The following is a 22,318-nucleotide window of genomic DNA, read 5'->3' as shown; positions in this document are numbered from 1 at the left end:
ATTATATTTATTCAGGTAAAAAAATGTTACTTTTATTTTTCCCCTTCAGGTTCGGATATTTCCTTCGACCTGTTTCTATGTCTTTTAACAAGCAGTGCGGCCACAACAGTTGTAATGGGAATTGCAAAAATCAAGCCAATGCTTCCCGCCAGAGCTTTTAATATTTCTGAAGCAATTACATCTTGATCAACGGCAGTAGTAACAGAACTGCTGTAAGAATATGAAGAAACCATAATCATTATGTACATGGCGCCTCCTACATATGCAAGTATCAGCGTATTGGCCATAGTTCCCATAATATCCTTTCCCACATTCATGCCGGATTTTATCAGTTCTTTTACCGTTATATCGGGTTTGGCATCTTCAATTTCCTTCACGGAAGACGCTATGGATATACTCACATCCATAACTGCACCAAGTGCCCCCATAATTATTCCCGCAAACAGGAGCCCCGGAAAATCAAAATTGGAATTTTGAGCTACATAGATAATGGACTGCATTTGATCATCTGTAAGTCCGTTCACCCTTATTATAGAATTTGAAAACAAGGCTATAAATCCTGCAATCAATACACCTCCAAATGTGCCTATGATGGCAGACAGCGTCTTTTCATTCTTTCCACCTATGATGACGAGGTTCACTACAATTGCAATCATACATATAACAGAAGAAACAATTACCGGATTGAATCCCTGTATTACAAGAGGTATTAAAACTTTTAACACCATAAATCCAGTTATAGCCAAGGTTATAACTGATTTGATTCCCTTTTTGCCTCCAATGATAATCAGGAGCAGGACAAAAAATATTCCCAATTTATAGAGATATTTATACCTGACTATTTCATAGATATATGCCTTTTGGACATTGCCGTTTTTATCATATTTGTCAACATTTATCAAAACTTCGTCTCCAACTTTCACAAAACTCTGGGTGCTGCTGTTTTCATCTTTTATCTTTCCTCCAACAAAGTTTTGCACAGTAATTGTCCTGCCTTTAAGTTTCCCTGAAATTATCTTCACATCCACATTGGAAAACCTCTGTGAATTTTTATTTCCTCCTGATTCTATCTTAACAACCTTGCCGTGAATGGGTTTATTGTTTCCATTATTTACAGCTTTCACAGAAAACATACCTGAAAACAGCAATATGAAAATCATTAAAACAATCATAATATTTTTGTCTTTTTTTATCTTCAATATCCTAACTCACCTTCTCTGCATCAGATTACCAAACTAACTCCAACTTTTACAATAATATATTATAGTCTAAATTATATAGATATTAAAACCATATTATATAATATACTTTACATTATACAATGCATATGTTACAATAGGGTCAGCAAACAACATTGAGGTAATATTTAGCATGTTCATGGAATATATTACTTTGTAGACATAATAACTATAATTATATCATTAAAAGGAGTATTTGAGAATGAATAATTTAGCTGCCTTTTTATCGGGAGCTTTACAAATAACTTTGCTGGACATAGTTTTAAGCGGTGACAATATAGGAGTTATTGCCCTGGCAACTAAAGATCTGCCAAAAAAACATGCAAAGTCCGCTTCAATGATTGGAGTATTCGCTGCGGTTCTTCTGAGAATAGTATTTGCATGTCTTATCACCTATATACTGCTAATAGAATGGCTCCCCATAAAATTAATCGGTGGAATTCTACTTGTAAAAATCACGTGGAATTTTATAAAACCCGAGTCAAAGCAAATAAAGAAAAAGCAAATAAATCCATCAAATAAATATTTTGCAGCAATCGCAAATATAGTTGTGGCCGATGCAACTATGAGTCTTGACAATGTACTGGCAATTGCAGGTGCCGCCGAAGGACACATATTTCTTATAATTTTCGGATTGCTGTTAAACATTCCCATAATATTTTTTGGAAGTCAATATGTAGCAAAACTCATGAATAAGCATCCTATAATAATATACATAGGCGGCGCTATACTGGCCCATACAGCTTTTAAAATGCTTTTAGAAGACAGACTCCTGCATAATTTCACTTCTCCCATGATAATAAATGTGGTTTCTTTTGGTGCAGCTGCAATTGTATTTCTCTATGGAGTCTACAGAACAAGCAGACCTGTTTATTTTTCCCTAAAAGAATTTAGAGAACAGCATTTCAAGGCAAATAACAGCAAGGATATCAGGGGGAAAAATAAGAGAGAGTTTGAAGAACAACATTTTAAGGCAAATTAAAAGACGGTTCAGGTGGAGATACGGTCAAATCCCACCTGAACCCAATGATCATTTCATTCCTTTGAAGTACCATACAGATCTTCGTAGACAATATTAAATACTTCCAGAGCTTCTTTTATTCTATTTTTTAAAAGTTTCTTTTTATTTTTTAATTCACATATACCCAGATCTGTTAAAGTATATATTTTTTGCATTTTATTCTTGGAATTATCCCATTTACCTTCAATTAATTTATTTTTTTCCAATTTCTTTAACAGTGGATATATTCCGCCAGTACTGGGTATCCACCTTCCTCCGGTTCTCTCTCCTATTTTACGGGATATGTCATTTCCATTAGTAGGCTCTATACTTAGAATATGTAGCACATATATCTGCAAAAGACCCTTTGTAAATACCTGTCCTACAGCTTCTTTTTCTCTTTTTATCTTCTTAAGCTCGGCAAGCCTTTTCTTGTACTCTTCATATAAGCGTTTTTCCTCTTCTTTGGTACTATTTCCTAAATTAAATTTACTCATACAAATTATTCTTCCTCAAATAACACTAAACCCACCAAACCAGGTCCGCTGTGTACCCCCGATACAGGACTTATATTACCTCCAAAAGTGGCAGAAACTACATTTGAATTTTTCTTAATCACATCAAATATCTTTTTGGAGTCCTCAAGGGCACATCCATGCATCACTGCCATTCTACACTTTTTAGTCCTAAGAATATCATTTGCAATTTTAATCAATCTATTTAAAGATCTCTTTCTCCCTCTTACCTTATCATAAGTATAGTATTTCCCATCATTTACGTCTACAGCTACAATCGGTTTTATGTTTAAAAGCTCCGCAATACTTCCGGCTATCTTTCCTATTCTTCCTCCCCTTTTCAAATACTCCAATGTTCCAACTACAAAATATAAATGTAATCTTTTTCTCAGAGAGGGCAGCCTATTTACTATTTCATCAAAAGATACGCCTTTTTCTATAAGTTTCGCACACTCCTCCACCAGCATAGTTTCTCCTGCCGAAATTGACTTAGAATCATATATGTAAGTTTTAATACCGGGATAATTTTCACTGACAAGCTTTATCCCGTTGAAGATACCAGTCAGTCCGCCTGAAAGTGTTATAGCTATGGCATGGGTATATCCCTCTTTCTGCAAATTGCTAAATAGGGTTTCCATCTCATCCATAGGCGGTAGTGAAGATGTAGGTATTTCCCTATCCAGATTATCATAAATATATTTTGAATCCACATTTATACCGTCGATAAATTCCCTGTCCTTATATATTACCCTGTAGTGAAGCACATTTACATTGTATTTATCTACTATATCCTTAGGTATGTCACTTGTACTATCCGTTATCAAAGCAATTTTCTCCAAATTTTATTCCCTCCAGTTTTTACAAAATTTCAAATAAATTTTTGCAACACAATAATTATACCATGTTTTAGCTAATTATCAATAGTGATATATATCACTATTGATAATCAACTTTTAAAAAGGGAGTACGTACAGTGATTTGAAAATCACCATTACATACTTCCTTTTAATATATTGCTACAAAAGTACAAATTTTATAACATTATAGTTATGCGGCATTTCATCTCCTATATTTTTTTTGGGTTTTAAATTTCGATTTCCTTTCAAAAAATATTCTGCCATTTTTCGCACTGTAGATTGCACAAAACACATCATCCAAAAATTTTAGGAATGCCCTCTCTTCTCTAATCCTCCTCATTGTATTTTTAGATCGGCTTCTCCAAAAAGCATATGAAATCATAACCAGTCCTAAAAAAGCTTTGTAGGCAGTAAGTAAACAGAAAATACATCCAACAAAAGTTAAAAATTTAGACAGATTATCCCATCCATAAATAATTTTTTCCGGGCATTTATTGTTTGTATCCATAACGTTTACATCTCCTTTTTTACGGGGTTTTCATATATCCGTTAATTTAATATTACCACAAAATATTCTAATGTGAAATAAATTTACACAATTTATCGAATTTTTTAATAATTGTGCTAATTTATATATTGAGACAGAAAATTGGCTGCCGTACAATTGAGTTTTGTACGGCAGCCAATTTTCAAAGCATTGATTATTTGCATCCTTCCATCATTACATCCAAAATGACTCCATCTGTATTTGCCATTCCCTCAACAGATACCCGTCCTAAATTTTGAATAGTTTTTTCCGCTGATTCATCCAGTATGCCATCCTCAGATGGTATGAAAATATTTTTATTTGCCATTTTAGCAGCATCCAAAGCTGCACTTACGGATATAGACAATTTATACGAGCATCCAACTTTCGCCCCGTCACATATCATTCCACTTATACCTGCAATCATATTCTTGATAGCTCCCTTTATCTGGGTTAAATTTCCACCCATTAAGTAAGAAAGTCCTGCACTAGCTCCCACACCAGCTGCTACCCCGCACCCGCAGACCGGAGACAATGCCCCTGTATAACTTTTTATATATATGGTTACAAGGTGGCTCAGCGTAACACTTCTAACTATTTTTTCTCTTTCAATTTTCATTTTCTCTCCAATTACAGCTATGGGCAGTATGGCCACCAATCCGTGATTTCCGCTTCCTGCACTGCTCATTACAGGCAGGGGATAACCTGACATTCTCGCTTCCGAAGCAGCAGACGTAATCGCTTTTGCATACTGCTCCACATTCGAATTATCATTAAACAGATGTCCTATACCTATTCCCAAATTCAACTTGAGGCCTATTTCACCCATTTTTTCATTCATACTTATTCCATCCTCAATGAATTTTATTTTCTCATAAGAAATATTGTCCACAAAATCTTTAAAATCCCTTATAGTAAATTCTTTAATTTTATCCCTTAAAGATGGTTTATCAGCACCTGCACCTTTACTGTCCTTTGAAAAAATTTGTCTTCCATTTTTTTCAACCAGCACTATATTCAAATGGCTATCTTTTATGATAACTCTGGAAGAGCCACTGCCATTCCTGGCAATTACCTCTATATACAGACCCATTGCATCTTTTTTTAATTTTAATTTAATTATATTTTTATCTATTATGGCAAGTGCACTTTTCAGGCTTTCATCTGAAACATCTTTCAATACCTGCAGTCTGTATTCCGACTTACCTATAACCAAAGAGAGGGCAGCTGCCGTCAGGATCCCCTTTTTATCTGTACCTGGTATTCCCACTTCTTTACCATTTTTAAATATATTTTTATCGACATATATATCCAGTTCATCCACATCTTCTTCCAGAACTTCCCTTGCCTTGGCAACAGCATAAGCTACTGCTACCGGTTCTGTACATCCTAAAGCCGGTACTACCTGATCCTTCAATATACTTACCAATAATTTATAATCTTTCACAGATAAAAACCTCCTCTTATAATTAATATTCATGTATAAACTAATATGTAAGCACTTTTCATGCCAATGCTTCAAGCCCAATTATCCAATATTAATTCTCAATAATGATAAAAGAATGAAAGCACGCTATTTTATATATATGCTTCCACTCTCCTGGCAGTTTAAATCTGCTTCATATATCAAAAATGATAACTAATTCTCATTTTTGATAAAAATCAGCTTTTATCCATTTTTCTGTACAAGGTGGCCGGACTTATTCTCAATTTCTTAGCTATAAGCTTTTTAGAATCGGTATCCGAGCCATATTTTTCTATAAAATTATTTATAATTCTTTTTTCATACTTCAACACCATATCTTTAAGACTATCACCTTCCAAAACATTGCTGCTGCCTTCACCAGTCCTTCTCCCTATGGTCTCAGAAGTTATCAAATCTTTTTTTTCAAAATTCATGGCGTATTCTATAAGGTTTTGAAGTTCCCTGACATTTCCAGGCCAGGAGTACTCCAAAAACATTTCTTTTACCTTTTGAGAAAACCCTTTTATATTCTTATCATATATGTTGTTGTACCTATCCAAAAAATACTGTGAAAGTTCCAGTATATCATTTCCTCTCTGCCTGAGAGCAGGAATTCTTATTGGAATCACATTCAGCCTGTAAAACAGGTCTTCTCTAAACTGGCCTTTTTCCACCAGATCATACAGATCCTTATTCGTAGCTGCTATTATCCTAGGGTTTACTTTTATCGTACTTACACCGCCTATACGCATAATCTCTTTTTCCTCTAACACCCTCAAAAGTTTTACCTGCATGTGTAAAGGCAAATCCCCTATTTCATCCAAAAATATAGTACCGTCTTTTGCTATTTCAAACTTTCCCATCTTTCCGCTGTTGCTGGCACCAGTAAAAGCTCCTTTTTCATATCCAAACAGCTCGCTTTCCATCAGCGTTTCAGGTATGGCACCGCAGTTTATAGGCATAAATACTTCATTTTTTCTATAGCTCTCATAATGTATGGCCCTGGCAAACAGCTCTTTCCCCGTACCACTTTCACCCAGAAGCAAAACGGGCATATCTTTTTTTGCCACCTGTTTTACCTGATCCTTAACCTGGGTAAAAATGCTGCTGCTTCCTATTATATCTTTAAATCTAAACATGGAGTTTTTACCATCTATTTTAAATACAGATTGCTGCAATTTATTAAAATCTTTAAAAGTTATTACCGCCCCATATATCTCCCCATTGGAAATTATAGGTCTTACAGACAATAAAAAATTAAATCTTGATTTATTAAAATCCAAAGTTACAGTTTCCTCTTCTATATAATAATTGCTGGGTTGAAATTTATCCACTATTCTCTTGGGAATTATTCTATCTACATCTTTATTTACAAGGCAGGTTTCTTTCAATTTAAATTTTTCCTTTATATACCTGTTTAAACTCAATATTCTATTATGATTGTCTATGGTTATAATTCCCTCATTGACAGAATCTATTATGGTTAAAAGTTCAGTAGACTTGCATTCTAATTTATGATGCATCTTTTTTTCTTTTATCCTAAAAGAAATAAGTTCCCCCATCCTCCTGTCAAAATTCTTATAGCTGTCTCTTTTTTTTAAAAACATATCCTTTTTACTTTCATCAAATATTATCATAGCTATGACGCCCTCTGCCCTGCCATCTATAATTATCGGGAAACACACTTCTGCCTTTTCATCACATTGGGTCTTTGTTTCACAGACTATACATTCACTGCAATTTCCTGGATTTTCAATAAAATATGATTTCCCACTTTTCAGACATTTTTCAAACACGGAATTTCTAGGCGCATTCAATCCAACTTTTTTTTTAAGTTTTCCGGTACCTGCTACCCTCAAAAGCTCTCTGTTCATAATAGTAATATCGATGTCAACTACTGCCTTGATGGTTTCCGCTATATCCTGCAAATCATTTTTTATCTGTTCTATCACAGAAAGTTTCCCTCCTCTTTTTGAACTCACTACCTTTATCCAATATCAAGGTTATCATACTACTATTTTATAACATATTAAAGAAGGATAAAAGTATCCATACAGCTTTTACCCTTCTTCAGATCAATTATTATCCTTGTATATATCGTGACCAAACCACTTTACAGAAAGTTTAGATAGAGTACCGTCCTTTTTAAGCTCATCCATTGCTTTACTTAAAGCCTGGTGCAATTTTTTGTCTTTCTTATTCACTCCTATTCCCACAGGTTCTTTAGTAAGCTTGTCTTTAAGTATGGTGTAATCTTTCCTGCCCTTTGCCACGTAATATTCACCAACTTCGGAATCACATACCAGGGCGTCAATTCTGCCTATATTGACCTCGTGAAAAGCTTCCGTTATTTTATCATATTTTTTAATTTCCTTAACGCCGTTTACGCTGCCAGCCGCCTGTTCACCAGTACTTCCAAGCTGAACTCCAATTATCTTGTTTTTCAGATCCTCTTTGGTATTTATAGATTTGTTTCCTGATTTAACTACAATTATCTGTCCTCCATTTATATACGGGCCTACAAAATCTATGCTTTTTTTCCTCTCATCGGTTATACTGAGCGTAGCCAATATGGCATCAAATTTCCCGGATTTCAATGCTAAAACTATTCCATTAAAATCCGTTACCACAGGATTATATTTCACTCCCAGCTTTTTGGCAAGCTCTTTCCCCAGATCTATATCAAACCCTTCCAATTCATTCTTGTCATTTCTAAATTCCATAGGCGGATAGGAATCATCCAATCCTATAGAAAGCTTGCCGGAATCCTTAACCCTTTGAAGTGAATTATCCACTCCGCTGTTGCCGGACGTACTAGATCCACAAGCTGTAAAAAGCGTAAATGCCATAATTACGCTCAGCATTATTATACCTATTCTTTTCATATTTTTCCCTCCAATTATTTTTAATAATTATACATTAAATATTATAAATATGCAAGAACAAATTTTTACCTTCCATCACTTGAAATTCTCACAAGATAACCATTATAATATTATATAGACAAAATTCTATCAAAAAATTATTATCAATACAATATTTGCTTTAAGAATACTATATAAAACATATCAAGGAGATAAAATATGAGTTCTATAAAAGATTTTTTTTCAAAAGAATCTACAAAGAGAATACTTTTTTTTATTGCTTTAATCATTTTTTTCTATTGGTCTAGATCCTTTTTTGACATATTTTTGCTTACTTTCTTATTTTCTTACATAATGAACAGTTTACAGAATCTTCTACTTAGGAAAGTCCATAAAGTAACTTCGGCAAAAGAAAAATTGACTACTTCAATCCTCTATATACTCTTGTTTTTATCCATAGGAATAATTATTGTGAAAATAGTTCCGCAGATCGTAAGCCAGACAAAATATATAATAAACAACATATCAAGCAGTATATCAAATACTAAAACAAATCCTAAGTCCAATACGATTGAAAGCTACATAATAAATATATTAAGTGAAATCGACATAAAAAGCTATTTGAAATCGGGAGTAAACATGTCCCTGCAACTTGCTGCAAATATTGGAAAATGGAGTCTCAACACATTCATTTCCATAATACTCAGCCTATTTTTCATGCTGGAAAAGCATAAAATTATTTCCTTTGTGCAAAAATTCAAATACAGTAAGGTATCCGGATTATATGAATATCTGTGCTTTTTTGGCGAAAATTTTCTAAACACTTTTGGCAAGGTAATTCAAGCTCAGATTCTGATAGCTTTTATCAATACCATTATCTCAGTAATAATGCTTTACATATTGAACTTTCCCCAACTGGTCACTATAGGTTTCATGATATTTATGCTGAGTTTGATACCAATAGCCGGAGTACTCATATCTCTCATTCCACTGTGTATTATTGCCTTCAGCATAGGTGGTATTACTAAAGTAATATACGTGTTGATTATGATTGCAATAGTCCACGCCATTGAGAGCTATATTTTAAACCCCAAGTTAATGTCTTCCAAAGTGCAGCTGCCTATATTTTTCACTTTTATAGTACTTATAGTTTCCCAGCACCTCATGGGCATATGGGGACTTCTCATAGGTATCCCCCTGTTCATTTTCATATTGAACCTGCTGGGTGTAAAAACAGATGAATAAAAGGACACGAATTTTTCAGGAAATAATTCTTGAAAAATTCGTGCCCTTATTTCTTAACTTTCTAATCAAACATATTATCTGGACAAAGCTATGGGATCTCCCTCTTGTATCCAGCCTTCCTTAATTACTTTTGCAAATACACCTTCCCTTGGCATGATACAATCCCCAACCTGCCTGCGTATAGCACATCCTCTGTGACATTCCTTCCCAATCTGTGTAATCTCTAAAGATACATCTCCCACTCTAAGCACAGTTCCTACTGGAAGTTTATATAAGATAATCCCCTCTGTTGTAATATTTTCCGCAAATTTTCCGCTGGATAGATTCTTTACTCCGAGGTTTTTCATCTTATCAATGCTTTCCTTTCCGAGCAAGCTTACCTGTCTGTGCCAATTCCCAGCATGGGCATCATTTTCCAGTCCGTTGTTTTTTCTAAACAATCCCCTGCCTATGGGCTTTTTTATCTCACCCTTTTTTTCACTAATATTTACTGAAACAACTTTAGCCATAGTACTACCCCCATTACCCAGAATATTTCTAAAGTTTTCTCTTAAATAAACCAGACTTACCCCCGCTTTTTTCAACAAGCATCACATCTGATATCACCATTCCCCTATCTACGGCTTTGCACATGTCGTATATGGTTAGGGCTGCCGTGCTGGCCGCCACAAGTGCTTCCATCTCAACTCCCGTTTTTCCGGAAATTCTTGCAGAAGCTTCTATGTCAATTTTAGATTTTTCAAAATCCAGCGTAAATTCTATATCACATCCGGTTATGTTGATGGAATGACACATGGGGATTATATTTGCGGTATTTTTTGCAGCCATTATTCCCGCCACCTGGGCTACAGAAAGAACATCCCCTTTTTTTGCCTTCCCTTCCGCTACAATGGAAAGAGTCTCCCTCTTCATATATATGGAGGCTGCAGCTGCAGCATGTCTATTGGTATCTTCCTTTTCACTTACATCTACCATTTTCGCTCTGCCCTGTTTATTTATATGAGTTAATTCCATAAAATACTTTCTTCCTTTCTATCACAATAGCTAACTTGTACACCTATTTTGCGCATTCAGAATCCCATCCCATCAATATGTCAATGCCATGGGGAAGTGCAGGCAGTATGAATTGAAGATTCTCCACTGCTCCCTTAGGACTTCCCGGAAGATTTACAATAAGGGTATTCCTCCTTATGCCGCACACTGCCCTGGAAAGCATTGCCCTTGGAGTTATCTCCATAGATCGCATCCTCATTGCCTCTGCTATTCCAGGGACATTTTTTTCTATAACTTTCAAGGTGGCTTCAGGAGTGACATCTCTATTTGAAAATCCGGTACCACCGTTTGTCAGTGCTAAATTCACCTTTAATTTATCACAAACATAGCACAATTCCCTTTTTATATCTTCAATTTCATCGGGTATTATCCTATAATACACGACTTCATATTTAGATTTATTCAATATATTTTCTATTTCAGGTCCGGTCTTATCTATCCTTTTTCCCTGGGAACCCCTGTCACTTATTGTAATTACAGCAGTTTTTATCATAATACAACCTAAAAGGTTTTCAATTCTCCTTTCAACAAAATTTTTAAAATCAAATTATTTTTTTACCTCATCATAATCAACATCTACAATTTTTTCCTGTGAAATGCCAAAAGGATGTTTCTTCCTTCTGGTAAAACCATTCATTCTTTTATTTTTAGGTTTATTTATTTTTCTATTTTTAAGATATTTTCTTAATTTAACGAAAGTAAATAAGGCAACTCCAGCCACTACAATCCACGGTATTATCCTTATGAATATAACCACAGCAATTAGCGCCAGTAGAATTTTACAAACCGTAGAAAATTTTTTAAATATAAAATCCATCTTATTCATCCCTTTATACCTTTGTATTTACTTCTATAAATTGATTATAACATAAAATAATTTTTAATAAAGTATTATTTTCTTTTCTATTTAGAACCTTTATTTAACACTGTCCTTGCATTTCTAAAAGCTGCAAAATCTTCAATCACATCAGGTCTCACATGCACAAAATCTATAAAATCCTTCAAATACATTATGGTCTGATTATTAATTGTATGTTCCACTTTTTCCGTCTGCTCCAGTACATCTTCTGATATGCCGATAACTTTTAGAAAACTCTCCACAATATTATGCCTCTTCAACAAATATTGCCCCATATTTTTGCCTTCCTCTGTAAGTATTATTATACCATATTTCTCATACTGTATAAATTTTAATTCGGCAAGTTTCTGAATCATCTTTGTAGCCGAAGGAGGTTGCACATTTAGAGATTTTGCCAATTCATGAATTCTTGTAAAGCCCTCTTTATGTGCCAATCTATAAACCATTTCCAAATAATCCTCCATAGATGCTGTTAAAACATCACATTCCCTTTTCATATACTCACTGAAAGTAAAGAAATCTCCGTCTGTCATATTATTCTCCTATAAATTGCTATTTTTTACGTATATTTTGTATTTCCTTGATAAACTCTTTTATATCGCACCGTATCAAAATCACTAAGCTGAAAGGTATAACACATATAAACACAATAAAGATTATCTGTAATACATTCTTAATTAACATTTTCGATTTCCCAGTTTCAAAAATGAAACTCCTCCCCATTACAGCTGGCTAAATAAAAGATTATATGTACTATATATAAATAATATGCTTTAAAATTTTCACATATACTAAATTCCAATAATACTTTTGAATAATGATAAAGGGGCTTTCGGCACTGTAACTGTCGAAAACCCCCATTACTTTTGATCAAGCTCCTCCGTTATCAAATTCCTCTATCAGATTATGATTCAGCAGATCATCGGAATACTGCAATTCTTTTGTATACTCATCCTTCTCTTTTTTAAGTTTTGGTGTTTCATTTACTTTAGCACCAGTTTGCATATTATAATAAGTATCGGACCATGATACATATAAATTTTCACCATCTATAAAGGAACCATTTCTGAAAATGACTTTCTGACTATCTCCATTTAGCATGTCCTTACCGAACATATATTTTCGAGGTAAATTATACATATTTGCCAGTGTAGGATATAAATCCATCTGACAAGTATATTTGTGATTTACCCCTGCATATTGGTCATTCGGAAAATGAAGCAGCAGAGGCACTTTTTGATACTTAAACCACGTATAGTCATTATTGCTTTCATTTTCAAATTTGAAGAGCTGCTGGGCATTGTCCTTAGGAATAGCAAAATGATCCCCATACAAAGCTATGATAGAATTTTGCATTATACCGTCTTTTTCAAGGTTATCCAAAAATTCTCCCAACTGCGCATCCGTATAATGAATGGCTTTTAAATAATTCCCAATAAATGTTCCTTCATATTCTCCCACATTGAAACTTCCATACTTATCTACTGCTTCAAATGGGAAATGACTTGTAAGTGTAACTATGAAAGAATAATAAGGCTGCTTGAATTTCTTCATTTTTTCCAGAGATTGATTTAGAAATGATCTGTCACTTAACCCCAGACCTATTTTTTCATCTATGTTAAAACTGTGTTCTCCAAAGAAATCATCAAAACTCTGAGCTTTATACATGACATTCCTGTTCCAGAATCCCTCACTGTTTCCGTGCAAAGCCGCAGTATAATAATTCTTATCTTTCAGGGCACTTGCCAGAGAATCATATTTATTGCCGCTGTATGTATAGTAGGCAGCTCCCGATTGCGCAGGGTAAACAGAATTGTTAGACATCAGTTCCGCATCTGAAGTGTTTCCCCCTGCAACCTGATAAAAGTAATTGTCAAAATACAGGCATTTGTTCACCCACCTATTCAAATTGGGCGTTATCTCCTGTCCATTCACCTTTTGATTTATTACAAAGCCCTGAAGTGCCTCAACTTGAATCACTATCAAATTTTTGCCCTCTCCTATACCCTTAAAATTGGTCTCATCCGTAGAATTATTATTTTCCTTTAAAAATGCCTTGATATCCTTTATTCTCTGTTCTGGCAAGGATTTTGAGTTTTTTATAGCAGTATTTATATAATTATAGGAGTCAACTAAGTGGAAATTTACATTTCCTATTATGTTGGTTAAATATATTCTATTGCTCATAGCTGTAAGCAAAGTAGGCTGTTCTTTGGAAACCCTGTAAAAAACGACAGCATTCATTCCAATTCCAACCACAAATATTACCAGAAAACTCACTAGCCTCCTGATTAAAGGCCTTGCACTCTTTTTCTTCCTCTTATAAATTTTCTCCAATGGAAGCAGTATAAATAAGTCCAAAAAATAATAAAGATCCTTTGCATTGGCGACACTACCCACACTGGAAGACACTCCCTGCAATAGCTTGGCATTTCTTATAGCAGCTACAGTAGTTATATCTTTAAAATACCTATAATACATCAAATCCGTCACAAGTATCGCACTTATTACAATATCAACTATATACAAAAAACTTATTCTGTTTTTTTCTTTAAAAAGTAATGAAAAGCTGAGCAATATCAATATTGATGCAGCTATCGGAAAAACCACAGCTTTGTTCAGGTAACCTGAAGATATGTCCTTTTCATAAGACATAAGTTTTACATAAATTATACAGCAAAATAGGATAATATCTATATTATTGAATAATAAGTGAAATATCCCATCGAATACCTTACCCTTCTTAGCATTTATAAACCTCATTTCTTTTCCTCTCTTCTAAACAATCACTTTATCTCAAAACTTTAAATATAAAACTTTAATTTTAATTTTACATCATTTACGTGACACTTAAATGACAGGTTTTTTAACATTCTGTTAACAAACCCATAATCTAATATTAATAAAGTGATTTTTAGATCCGTTGGATTTAAACGAAATTTATTCACCATGCCTTCATACTTTATCCATAATAAAATAAAATATAACTCCTCTTTCCGTATTTTTTACTCCATATTCAAATCCATGTAGCTCCAGTATATTTTTAACTATGGCAAGGCCAATACCAGTACCGCCCAGTTTTCTGTTCCGAGATTTATCTATCTTATAAAAATTGTTCCATATTTTAGTTATATCCTCCACCGGTATATTTTTCCCCGTATTCTCTACGGATACAATAATTTTGTCCTTTCTGTCCGCTATGGCAAAAATTATATTCCCACCTTTCTCTGTATTTTTTATGGCATTGGTGATGAAATTATCCATAACCTGCTCCATTTTGTCCCAGTCGGCATATACCTTGACCCGTTTTATCATTTTAAAATCGACTTTTATATTTTTATCCTTTATCACCTTTGAAAATTTTTTGAATACATAGGTTATAAGTTCATCCATAAAAAATATTTCTCTATCCAGTTTAATTATACCGGACTCAAGGTGGGACAATTTCAGCATATCCGATACTAAATTTGCCATTTTATTGCTTTCATCTATTATGACATCAATATAACTGTCCTTTTCATCACCTTCAAAAATATTATCTTTTAATCCTTCTGCATACCCTTCTATTAAATTTATGGGGGTTTTAAGCTCGTGGGAAATAGAAGCTACAAATTCTTTCCTGACCTTTTCTATTTTTCTTTCCCTTTCTATGTCCTTTTCCAGTTTCAAATTCGCCTTTTTAAGTGAAGTCAATGCTTTATCCAGATTATAAGACAGAAAATTCAACGTGTCAGCCAAATTTCCTATCTCATCTTCATTTTTTACATCACATTTTTCCGAAAAATCAAGAGAAGCCATTTTCTTTGCAGTGTTATTCAATTTGACCAAAGGCTTTGAAACCATATTGGTATATATGAGGGAAAGTAACAGTATCAATATGACAGCCCCTATGTAAAAATAAATATAAAATTCCCTTATTACAGAAGATGCCTCATCTACCGGCTGAAGAGAAGTGACTGCAAATATTATCTCTTCCCGTTTATTATCCGGGACAGCAGTGAGAATATTTTTTCTACCATGAATTTCCCTATCGGTAATTACAGTTACGGATTTGTTATATTTTATCATATCATCTAACGAGTTAAAATTTCTTACCCATTCCACTATAATATCATTTATTATTTTTATTCTTGCCGCATCATAACTTTCATTGTCTAATTTCGTGATAAATTTTATTTTCCCCTCTCTATTCATTATAACCAATTTAGCATTATTATTTTCTTCAAAATTCCTTATAATTTCTACTACTTCATTTTCATCTTTTGTCTTATTGTACATTGTTTTAAACTTCTGTGTTTCACTTTGAATATTTTTTTCCTTTTTATTTATGTAGAACTTACCAAAAAAAAGCGATTGGAAAACCAAAGTGCCGCTTATAAAAATTATAAAAACCAATGCAGTTATTATAAATAACTTCCAGGTTATATTTTTCCTTATTTTTAATAAAAACTTATTTTCCCATAAAATGTTTCCCTTTTTCATCATTTTTTACCTCAAATTTATATCCAATCCCTCTAACTGTAGTTATTAAATAAGCTTTGGCTCCCAATTTTTCCCTCAATCTTTTAACATGGGTATCAACTGTTCTGAGATCCCCACAATAATCCAGTCCCCATACAGAATCCAAAATTTTTTCTCTGCTCAAAACTATGTCTTTATTTTTTATTAAATAGTATAGCAATTCAAATTCTTTTGGTGAAAGATATACACTTTTTCCATCTACCTTCACCTCATGTCCCTCTTTGTCAATAAAAATGCCTCCATAAATATTCTTTTTTACAGTGCTGTCTTCATCATAAACTCTTTTCAGAAGTGCCTTTATCTTGGCCACCAAAATCTTAGGGCTTATGGGTTTAGTCACATAGCTGTCCGTACCAAGTTGAAATCCCAGAAGTTGATCTTCATCTTCAGCTCGTGCGGTAAGCATAATTATTGGAATATTTGAAATTTTTCTAAGTTCCCTGCAAGTTGCCCAGCCATCCATTATAGGCATCATTATATCAAGTACCACTAAATCCACATGGTTATTTTTAAATTTCTCAAGAGCATCCCGCCCATTTTCAGCTAAAATAACATTTAGCCCTTCATGCTTTAAATATGCCTCTATGAGAACCCTCATTCTCTCTTCATCGTCTACCATTAAAATAGTTCTACTCATCTACATATCTCCTATTGTAAAGTTTTTTCCACTTTAGAAATTTATTTATTCACATTAACATAATATATGAAATGCGGTGATTTGTACAGATTAATCAAGCACACCAAATTTAAAATAAAATTATAACAATATTGTGAAAAGATTGCCCCGAAATTTAATTTTGAGGCAATCTTCTTAAATATAAAACTTATCAATTTTTCTTATCAAGGTAATTATTATAAATCTGCTCAAGATATTTTTCAGGTTCAGGCATGGGATAATTCTTGCCTTTTTTCCTCAATTTCTTATGCTCATTATAGCGTTTGACTATCCTGTCCCAATCCTCCGGATAATTTTGCCTAAATGCTTCTGCAAAATTTTCCAGACTGGAATCTTCTTTCAAGCCAGCAAATATCTTATCAACTTTATCAGACTTATCCTTTATTAACTGTGACTTTGAAACATGTATTTTTCCCATAATATAATCAACCCCTTCCTACATTCTATATTCTCCCCAACTTTAAGCAAATCCTCCAATATTCATAAAATTTAAAAAGATGTTGAAATTACAAATCCAATTTGTTCTCTATAATATAAGCCGTAGCATAAAACATTGCTATAATAAAAATCAGAGATACAGAAATTTCCGCTATATTTAAACTAACACCCGAAATAAAAGGGTTATTGGTATTGACAATGGCATTTCCAAAATTTGTCCAGGATTGTCCGCCTTCATTATTAAATATTTTCAACATAAAACCCTGGGGAAATACGTTGGAAACAGCATTTTCTACTTTAACCTGTATAATGCAAAGTACTACAAATATTATAAATGTACCCAGTTTACCCAATTTCCTGTTTTTAATAGCAACTCTCCCCAATGCAAGAGATAAATACACGGTAAGTAAAAATGAAATATACACAATTAGAACCACAAATATTGAATATGCTATAAATTGTGGAGTTACAGCACTTAAAAGCCGGCCAAAAGTTATCTTCAAGCCAAATGTGAAACCCTGGGTAAGATTCAGCATTTCAACCAGTATAGCTGTAAACAGGAACAGGAAAAATAATACTATAAGGCATTGTAAAATAGCCGTTATTATTTTATTAATCAATATGTTCTTTCCACTTTTAGGTGTGGTGAAAACAAGATAAGCGCTGCCCTCATATATATCCCTGCTGAATAATTTTATATTCCATACTATAACAATTATCTCAGCTACAAAGCTTATAACAAGGTTTAAAAAAATTATGATATTTGAATCCCATAGATTTATTCTTGTGAGCAACAGTAAATTTAAAATTATTATTGTACATATCATTATTACAAAATCTTTAAAGCATCCCTCAAGATCATATTTTACAAATTTAAACATTACCTGAACACCTCTCTGTATATTTCATCTATGGACATCTTTCTTTCGGACCTCAATTCCTCTGCATTTCCAAACAATACTATCCTGCCTTCAGATATAAATGCAACATCGTCAAATAATCTTTCGATATCACTTACCAAATGAGTAGTTATGAGTATGGAACTCTCCTCGGTATAGTTTTTAAGTATCGCATCCAATATCTTTTCTCTGGTAGTAGGATCCACTCCTCCTAAAGGCTCATCCAGCACATAAAGTTGAGATTTTCTAGACAGCACTAATGTAAGATACAATTTTTCACTCATCCCTTTGGATAATTCTCTAACTTTGCTGTCTTCACTTAAATTCATAAATTTCAACATTTCTCCTGCCTTTTCCTTGTCAAAATCATCATACATGTCGTCAAAAAAATTTACAGCATCGCTTATTCTCATCCATTTGTAAAGATAATCCCTGTCAGGTAAATAGGAGACCTGGGCTTTTGTCTTTATTCCCGGCCTGTTGCCATTTATAAGTATTTCCCCGGAACTTGGCCTTAATATTCCCGCTATTATTTTTAGGAAAGTGGTTTTTCCACTTCCATTCGGCCCCAAAAGCCCCGTTATTCTCCCTTTTTTAATTTCCAAATTGAGTCCATTTAAAGCGGTTTTCCTAAAATAGGACTTCTTTAAATCAGTACACTTCAATATAGTTTCCATTTTTAAATATCCTCCCGTATATTTTCTCTTACAATTTCAACTATTTCTTTTGGTGAAAATCCCAGTCCCTTCATATCTCTCATAAAATTACAGAGCACATCCTGTGCCATTTCCCTTTTTAAATTATTTATAACCGATATATCGCCGCTTACGAAAGTACCCATACCTCTCTGTTTATAAGTGATACCCTGTCTTTCCAATTCCCGATAGGCTCTTTGAATAGTATTTGGGTTTACTTTGAGCTTTACGGACATCTCCCTTACAGAATGCAATTTATCTTCGGGTTTCAATTGCTCACTTACTATTCTTCTCTTTATATCATTCATTATTTGAACATATATTGGTATATTGGGTTCAAATTCACTGTCCATTTTTTCACCTCCACGTCTGAACTAATATCTTAGTGTTATATTATCATAATACACTAATTATATAGTAATATCAACCTCAATTTTTATGATGTTTGTCCACAAATCACCTATTCTATTCTTTTCAAAAATAAAAATAATTTTCAACAGATACTATACAAATAAAATGCTGTCGTTAACTATGTAAGAAATAACTCCCTTTTTGTGTCCTGGAAATATAACAGATCTTATTTTTATCTTTCCCACATTGATTTCATCTCCATCTCTAAGTTTTGCATAATTTGCATTTTCAATATGAAAACATATCTCTTTAGATCTTCTTATAGATATATCTGCCGAAAAATAAATATCGGCATTCTTAAACAAATTAATTCCTCCCATGTGATAGAAGCTGGGATACGTTAAAAATATACCACAGACAGACTGAGGATGAATATCTATTTTTTTCAATTCTCTATTTATAACAGACGGCATAAATCCAGCATTAAAACATATAGTGGTATCACAATCAGAATATATAAAGAAATTAGAAATCAATGTTCTCACTACATATATATTTCCCGTCAACTTTTGTGTTTTCCCCAATTTAAACAATATATATTCCCTCCTACTTACAATTCCATCATATCATTTTTACGCAATAAAATACATTCTTACTGTAGCATATCCTCCTTTTATTAATTTATACATCCACATTAAAAATCAAAAATCACATCTACAGTTGATCATAATATCATTATCAAGTAATTCTTAGTTTCAGGTGGAGTTTGCTTATAAGAAATACTTTTCTCCACCCGGACCTTATTAGCAGCATTCTTAGTGTCTTCAGTACTTAGAATACGTTATCCTTTAGGGGGAGAACTTATCCAGGCGCGCAAGCAGTGCTTATCTCCCGTTTTGAGAAGCCGGGAGTATTAGCAATGGTAGCCTTTGTATTAATTTAATAATTTACATGCAAAAGCCAAAACTTTATATTTTTATCACTCCAGCCTAGATCCCAAGGTACTCTATTTCTATCTGTATTATGGCAACTTACAAGAGAATATCCTCTGGAGTCCGCACCTGTAACCATGGAAATATGAGTTATATCCCCTTTTTTTTCATATGCTATAAAATCTCCCGGAAGAAGTTTATAAGAATCTCTATAGACCTTTTCATAACTTCCATGAGCTACAACCGATGCCCTTCCGCTGTATATCATATAATTTTTAAATCCATCTGCATTTAGCCAGGAGCTGGTTGCCCCCGAGCTGTCATAATTCCATGCGGAATTTTTTTTGAATTTTCCTCCCTCATGCAGTACCTGGGATGCAAAGTTGGCACAATCACCGCCTTGAGAATTATAATTTCTGTATTTTTTATTATAAGTATACCCATATTTTTTTTCCGAAGCTATACCGCAGTACCTATCTGCATATTCCACAGAAGATTTTCTTCTCTCCGTAATACCCGAAAAGTCCCTCCTGTTCTGCAATAATATATACCGTTTTACAGAATCCATTTTCAAATTATCCAAATTAAGGGAATCTGCAAAAGGATCTTTATACCACTCCTTTGTAATAATCCACTTACCGTTTTTCTTTTCCATATTAAGTACATGTAAAGTTCCTATTCTACAGCTGTTTACTAATTTGGGCGTATCTTCATATACATATCTGTATTCAGTTGAACAAATTAAATTTACAGAAAATTTATCACCCTTATCTTTTATCCTTTTAACTACGACATCCGGCAGAATTTCTACAAATTTTACCCCCTGTTTATCTTCCCAGTTCTTTAAATATTTCATTTTTTTCTCTTCATGGTCATAGGCCCAGGCTCCATATTTCGTACTCTTGTCATAATAAGGCTCTATAAATTGTAAATTTCCATTTAATATGGCTCTATTTCTATTTTCAAATATCTGTTTAGTAGAATTTATAATCTCATTTTTCACATCACTTTCTTCTCCCAGTACACCCTTAAAAAAGCATGAAAAAAATATGACTAAAATCATTATCGTGGACCTAAAAACCATTTTTGTCAAGGAATGTTTCATAAGCTATACTCCTCATATAATTTTTACAATTATTGTGCCCAATTGTATAAGCATTCATCCCACAGTTAAAACTGATGGACTTTCTACCAAGCTTTTGTAAATTCTAGTAGAAGTTTCATATTTATTTCAGAATCTTCCCTATAATGTTTTTTCTATAGCTTCTTGTCGATCCACTCAATATATTTTTTTACATCTTTATCACTGCAGGGAGCACCTTTGTACCAGCAATCTCCATTTTGTCTTTTACCGCCGAAATATCTGGCTTTTAAAATTATCTCAGGTCTGTATTCAAAATGCAAAGTATCAAAATGGCTCCATTTTCCACCCCACACAAAATTATTTTTCTCAAATACTTCTACAATTTCCCTCGGATATTTTTTTATTCGCAGACTTCCTTCCTCTCTTGACACCCACTTCCAATAATCTCTTCTGTCCCTGGCAAGGTCAATTGCTATCCCGAAAGAATGGGGACTCAACATATTCGTTCCCGAAATATATCTGTAATTGAAAGTACCGCTGCTGGGAAACAGACATTTTGCTATATTTCCCTTTTTTTGCGAGAGGGGAATAAGCTCTTTCATTGCCCTTTCAAGAGATAATGAAGCATTATTGTTTCCGTTGAATTGAAATCTTCTGTAGCCTAAACTGGCCATTTCCAGGTTTGATTCCACAGAATTCTTATCATTGCCATAGATTTCCTTCAAAAGAGAATAAACCCTAAACCTGCCAGGATCAAAATTTTTTTCCGCAGCTCCATTTACAGCCCCCAATGGATATGGCTGTTCCATCATGTCCTGTAGATCTGTATTTTGGAACTTTTCTTCAGAACTTTTCTCTTTTTTGTCATCGTATAAAATCCTTTTACCTGATTTCATAATTACATATACCCTGCCGCTATTATCCTTTTCCACATCCGTAATATATTCTGGATAGGCCATCATGAGACACAGAATGTCCTGCTTTAATACAGTATCGTAATCAGCAGCTCCAGCTTTTTCATGTATGCTAAGGCACATGCATGTCAATATAAAAAATACAATTATTTTTTTTCTCATAAAATAAATCACTCCAATTTTACA

Annotated in this window: 24 protein-coding genes; 2 read left to right on the top strand and 22 right to left on the bottom strand. The window is 33.6% G+C overall.

Features of this window, described 5'->3' with window-relative positions:
* Nucleotides 1-32: 32 nt before the first annotated feature.
* Nucleotides 33-1,160, bottom strand: a complete 1,128-nt coding sequence (locus AB8S09_RS10345) for a YibE/F family protein (protein ID WP_369869089.1) — start codon at nt 1,158-1,160, stop codon at nt 33-35.
* A 280-nt stretch (nt 1,161-1,440) separates the two neighbouring features.
* Between AB8S09_RS10345 and AB8S09_RS10340 the strand changes: the two genes are divergently transcribed.
* Nucleotides 1,441-2,220, top strand: a complete 780-nt coding sequence (locus AB8S09_RS10340; RefSeq protein ID WP_294181727.1) for a TerC family protein — start codon at nt 1,441-1,443, stop codon at nt 2,218-2,220.
* A 53-nt stretch (nt 2,221-2,273) separates the two neighbouring features.
* Here AB8S09_RS10340 and AB8S09_RS10335 read toward each other — a convergent pair whose 3' ends face one another.
* The 6 genes from AB8S09_RS10335 to AB8S09_RS10310 all read right to left on the bottom strand — a co-directional run bounded on the left by AB8S09_RS10335 (nt 2,274) and on the right by AB8S09_RS10310 (nt 8,486).
* A complete protein-coding gene (locus AB8S09_RS10335; RefSeq protein ID WP_294181728.1) occupies nt 2,274-2,735 on the bottom strand; it encodes a PadR family transcriptional regulator in 462 nt (153 codons plus the stop codon).
* A gap of 5 nt (nt 2,736-2,740) precedes the next feature.
* Entirely contained in the window at nt 2,741-3,592 is an 852-nt protein-coding gene (locus tag AB8S09_RS10330; protein ID WP_369869079.1) for a DegV family protein, read from the bottom strand.
* Between the two features lie 220 nt (nt 3,593-3,812).
* Nucleotides 3,813-4,118 carry a hypothetical protein gene (locus tag AB8S09_RS10325; protein WP_369869078.1) on the bottom strand — a complete coding sequence of 102 codons (306 nt, stop codon included), beginning with the start codon at nt 4,116-4,118 and terminating at the stop codon, nt 3,813-3,815.
* Between the two features lie 193 nt (nt 4,119-4,311).
* Nucleotides 4,312-5,583: an L-cysteine desulfidase family protein gene (locus AB8S09_RS10320; protein WP_369869077.1), complete on the bottom strand. Its 1,272-nt coding sequence runs from the start codon at nt 5,581-5,583 to the stop codon at nt 4,312-4,314.
* Between the two features lie 215 nt (nt 5,584-5,798).
* Nucleotides 5,799-7,553: a sigma-54-dependent Fis family transcriptional regulator gene (locus AB8S09_RS10315; protein ID WP_369869075.1), complete on the bottom strand. Its 1,755-nt coding sequence runs from the start codon at nt 7,551-7,553 to the stop codon at nt 5,799-5,801.
* A gap of 123 nt (nt 7,554-7,676) precedes the next feature.
* Entirely contained in the window at nt 7,677-8,486 is an 810-nt protein-coding gene (locus AB8S09_RS10310; protein WP_369869074.1) for an ABC transporter substrate-binding protein, read from the bottom strand.
* 198 nt (nt 8,487-8,684) lie between these two features.
* Here AB8S09_RS10310 and AB8S09_RS10305 point away from each other — a divergent pair, with 198 nt between their 5' ends.
* Entirely contained in the window at nt 8,685-9,710 is a 1,026-nt protein-coding gene (locus AB8S09_RS10305; protein ID WP_294181739.1) for an AI-2E family transporter, read from the top strand.
* A 74-nt stretch (nt 9,711-9,784) separates the two neighbouring features.
* Here AB8S09_RS10305 and AB8S09_RS10300 read toward each other — a convergent pair whose 3' ends face one another.
* The 15 genes from AB8S09_RS10300 to AB8S09_RS10230 all read right to left on the bottom strand — a co-directional run bounded on the left by AB8S09_RS10300 (nt 9,785) and on the right by AB8S09_RS10230 (nt 22,294).
* Nucleotides 9,785-10,219: an MOSC domain-containing protein gene (locus AB8S09_RS10300; protein ID WP_294181741.1), complete on the bottom strand. Its 435-nt coding sequence runs from the start codon at nt 10,217-10,219 to the stop codon at nt 9,785-9,787.
* 28 nt (nt 10,220-10,247) lie between these two features.
* The gene (moaC, locus tag AB8S09_RS10295) at nt 10,248-10,724 is read right to left on the bottom strand and encodes a cyclic pyranopterin monophosphate synthase MoaC (protein WP_294181743.1); all 477 of its coding nucleotides are present in this window, start codon (nt 10,722-10,724) and stop codon (nt 10,248-10,250) included.
* Between the two features lie 43 nt (nt 10,725-10,767).
* Nucleotides 10,768-11,256: a MogA/MoaB family molybdenum cofactor biosynthesis protein gene (locus tag AB8S09_RS10290; RefSeq protein WP_294181745.1), complete on the bottom strand. Its 489-nt coding sequence runs from the start codon at nt 11,254-11,256 to the stop codon at nt 10,768-10,770.
* Between the two features lie 54 nt (nt 11,257-11,310).
* Nucleotides 11,311-11,580, bottom strand: a complete 270-nt coding sequence (locus AB8S09_RS10285; protein ID WP_294181747.1) for a hypothetical protein — start codon at nt 11,578-11,580, stop codon at nt 11,311-11,313.
* Between the two features lie 86 nt (nt 11,581-11,666).
* Nucleotides 11,667-12,155 (bottom strand): transcriptional regulator MntR, encoded by a 489-nt coding sequence (gene mntR, locus AB8S09_RS10280; protein ID WP_294181749.1) that lies wholly within the window; start codon nt 12,153-12,155, stop codon nt 11,667-11,669.
* Nucleotides 12,156-12,492: 337 nt separating this feature from the next.
* On the bottom strand, nt 12,493-14,385 hold the full coding sequence (locus tag AB8S09_RS10275) for an LTA synthase family protein (protein WP_369869073.1): 1,893 nt from the start codon (nt 14,383-14,385) through the stop codon (nt 12,493-12,495).
* A gap of 192 nt (nt 14,386-14,577) precedes the next feature.
* A complete protein-coding gene (locus tag AB8S09_RS10270; RefSeq protein WP_294181857.1) occupies nt 14,578-16,104 on the bottom strand; it encodes a HAMP domain-containing sensor histidine kinase in 1,527 nt (508 codons plus the stop codon).
* Nucleotides 16,073-16,780, bottom strand: a complete 708-nt coding sequence (locus AB8S09_RS10265; protein ID WP_294181753.1) for a response regulator transcription factor — start codon at nt 16,778-16,780, stop codon at nt 16,073-16,075. The genes AB8S09_RS10270 and AB8S09_RS10265 overlap by 32 nt, the downstream gene beginning before the upstream one ends.
* Nucleotides 16,781-16,970: 190 nt before the next feature.
* Complete coding sequence (locus AB8S09_RS10260) at nt 16,971-17,237, bottom strand: hypothetical protein (protein WP_294181755.1); 267 nt, start codon at nt 17,235-17,237, stop codon at nt 16,971-16,973.
* A gap of 88 nt (nt 17,238-17,325) precedes the next feature.
* A complete protein-coding gene (locus tag AB8S09_RS10255; RefSeq protein WP_369869072.1) occupies nt 17,326-18,138 on the bottom strand; it encodes a hypothetical protein in 813 nt (270 codons plus the stop codon).
* Entirely contained in the window at nt 18,138-18,833 is a 696-nt protein-coding gene (locus AB8S09_RS10250; protein ID WP_294181760.1) for an ABC transporter ATP-binding protein, read from the bottom strand. The genes AB8S09_RS10255 and AB8S09_RS10250 overlap by 1 nt, the downstream gene beginning before the upstream one ends.
* A 2-nt stretch (nt 18,834-18,835) precedes the next feature.
* Nucleotides 18,836-19,204 (bottom strand): GntR family transcriptional regulator, encoded by a 369-nt coding sequence (locus tag AB8S09_RS10245; protein WP_294181761.1) that lies wholly within the window; start codon nt 19,202-19,204, stop codon nt 18,836-18,838.
* A 150-nt stretch (nt 19,205-19,354) separates the two neighbouring features.
* Nucleotides 19,355-19,795 (bottom strand): MBL fold metallo-hydrolase, encoded by a 441-nt coding sequence (locus tag AB8S09_RS10240; protein ID WP_294181765.1) that lies wholly within the window; start codon nt 19,793-19,795, stop codon nt 19,355-19,357.
* Nucleotides 19,796-20,141: 346 nt separating this feature from the next.
* Nucleotides 20,142-21,239, bottom strand: coding sequence for an amidase domain-containing protein (locus AB8S09_RS10235; protein WP_369869071.1), 1,098 nt, complete (start codon nt 21,237-21,239; stop codon nt 20,142-20,144).
* Between the two features lie 152 nt (nt 21,240-21,391).
* Nucleotides 21,392-22,294 (bottom strand): M15 family metallopeptidase, encoded by a 903-nt coding sequence (locus AB8S09_RS10230; protein ID WP_369869070.1) that lies wholly within the window; start codon nt 22,292-22,294, stop codon nt 21,392-21,394.
* Nucleotides 22,295-22,318: the final 24 nt, after the last annotated feature.

It is taken from the genome of Clostridium lapidicellarium, from assembly GCF_041224415.1.
Lineage (GTDB): Bacteria > Bacillota > Clostridia > Clostridiales > Clostridiaceae > Clostridium_B > Clostridium_B lapidicellarium.
Note: the sequence above shows the minus strand (reverse complement) of the source record. Positions and strands in the feature narration are given on the sequence as shown.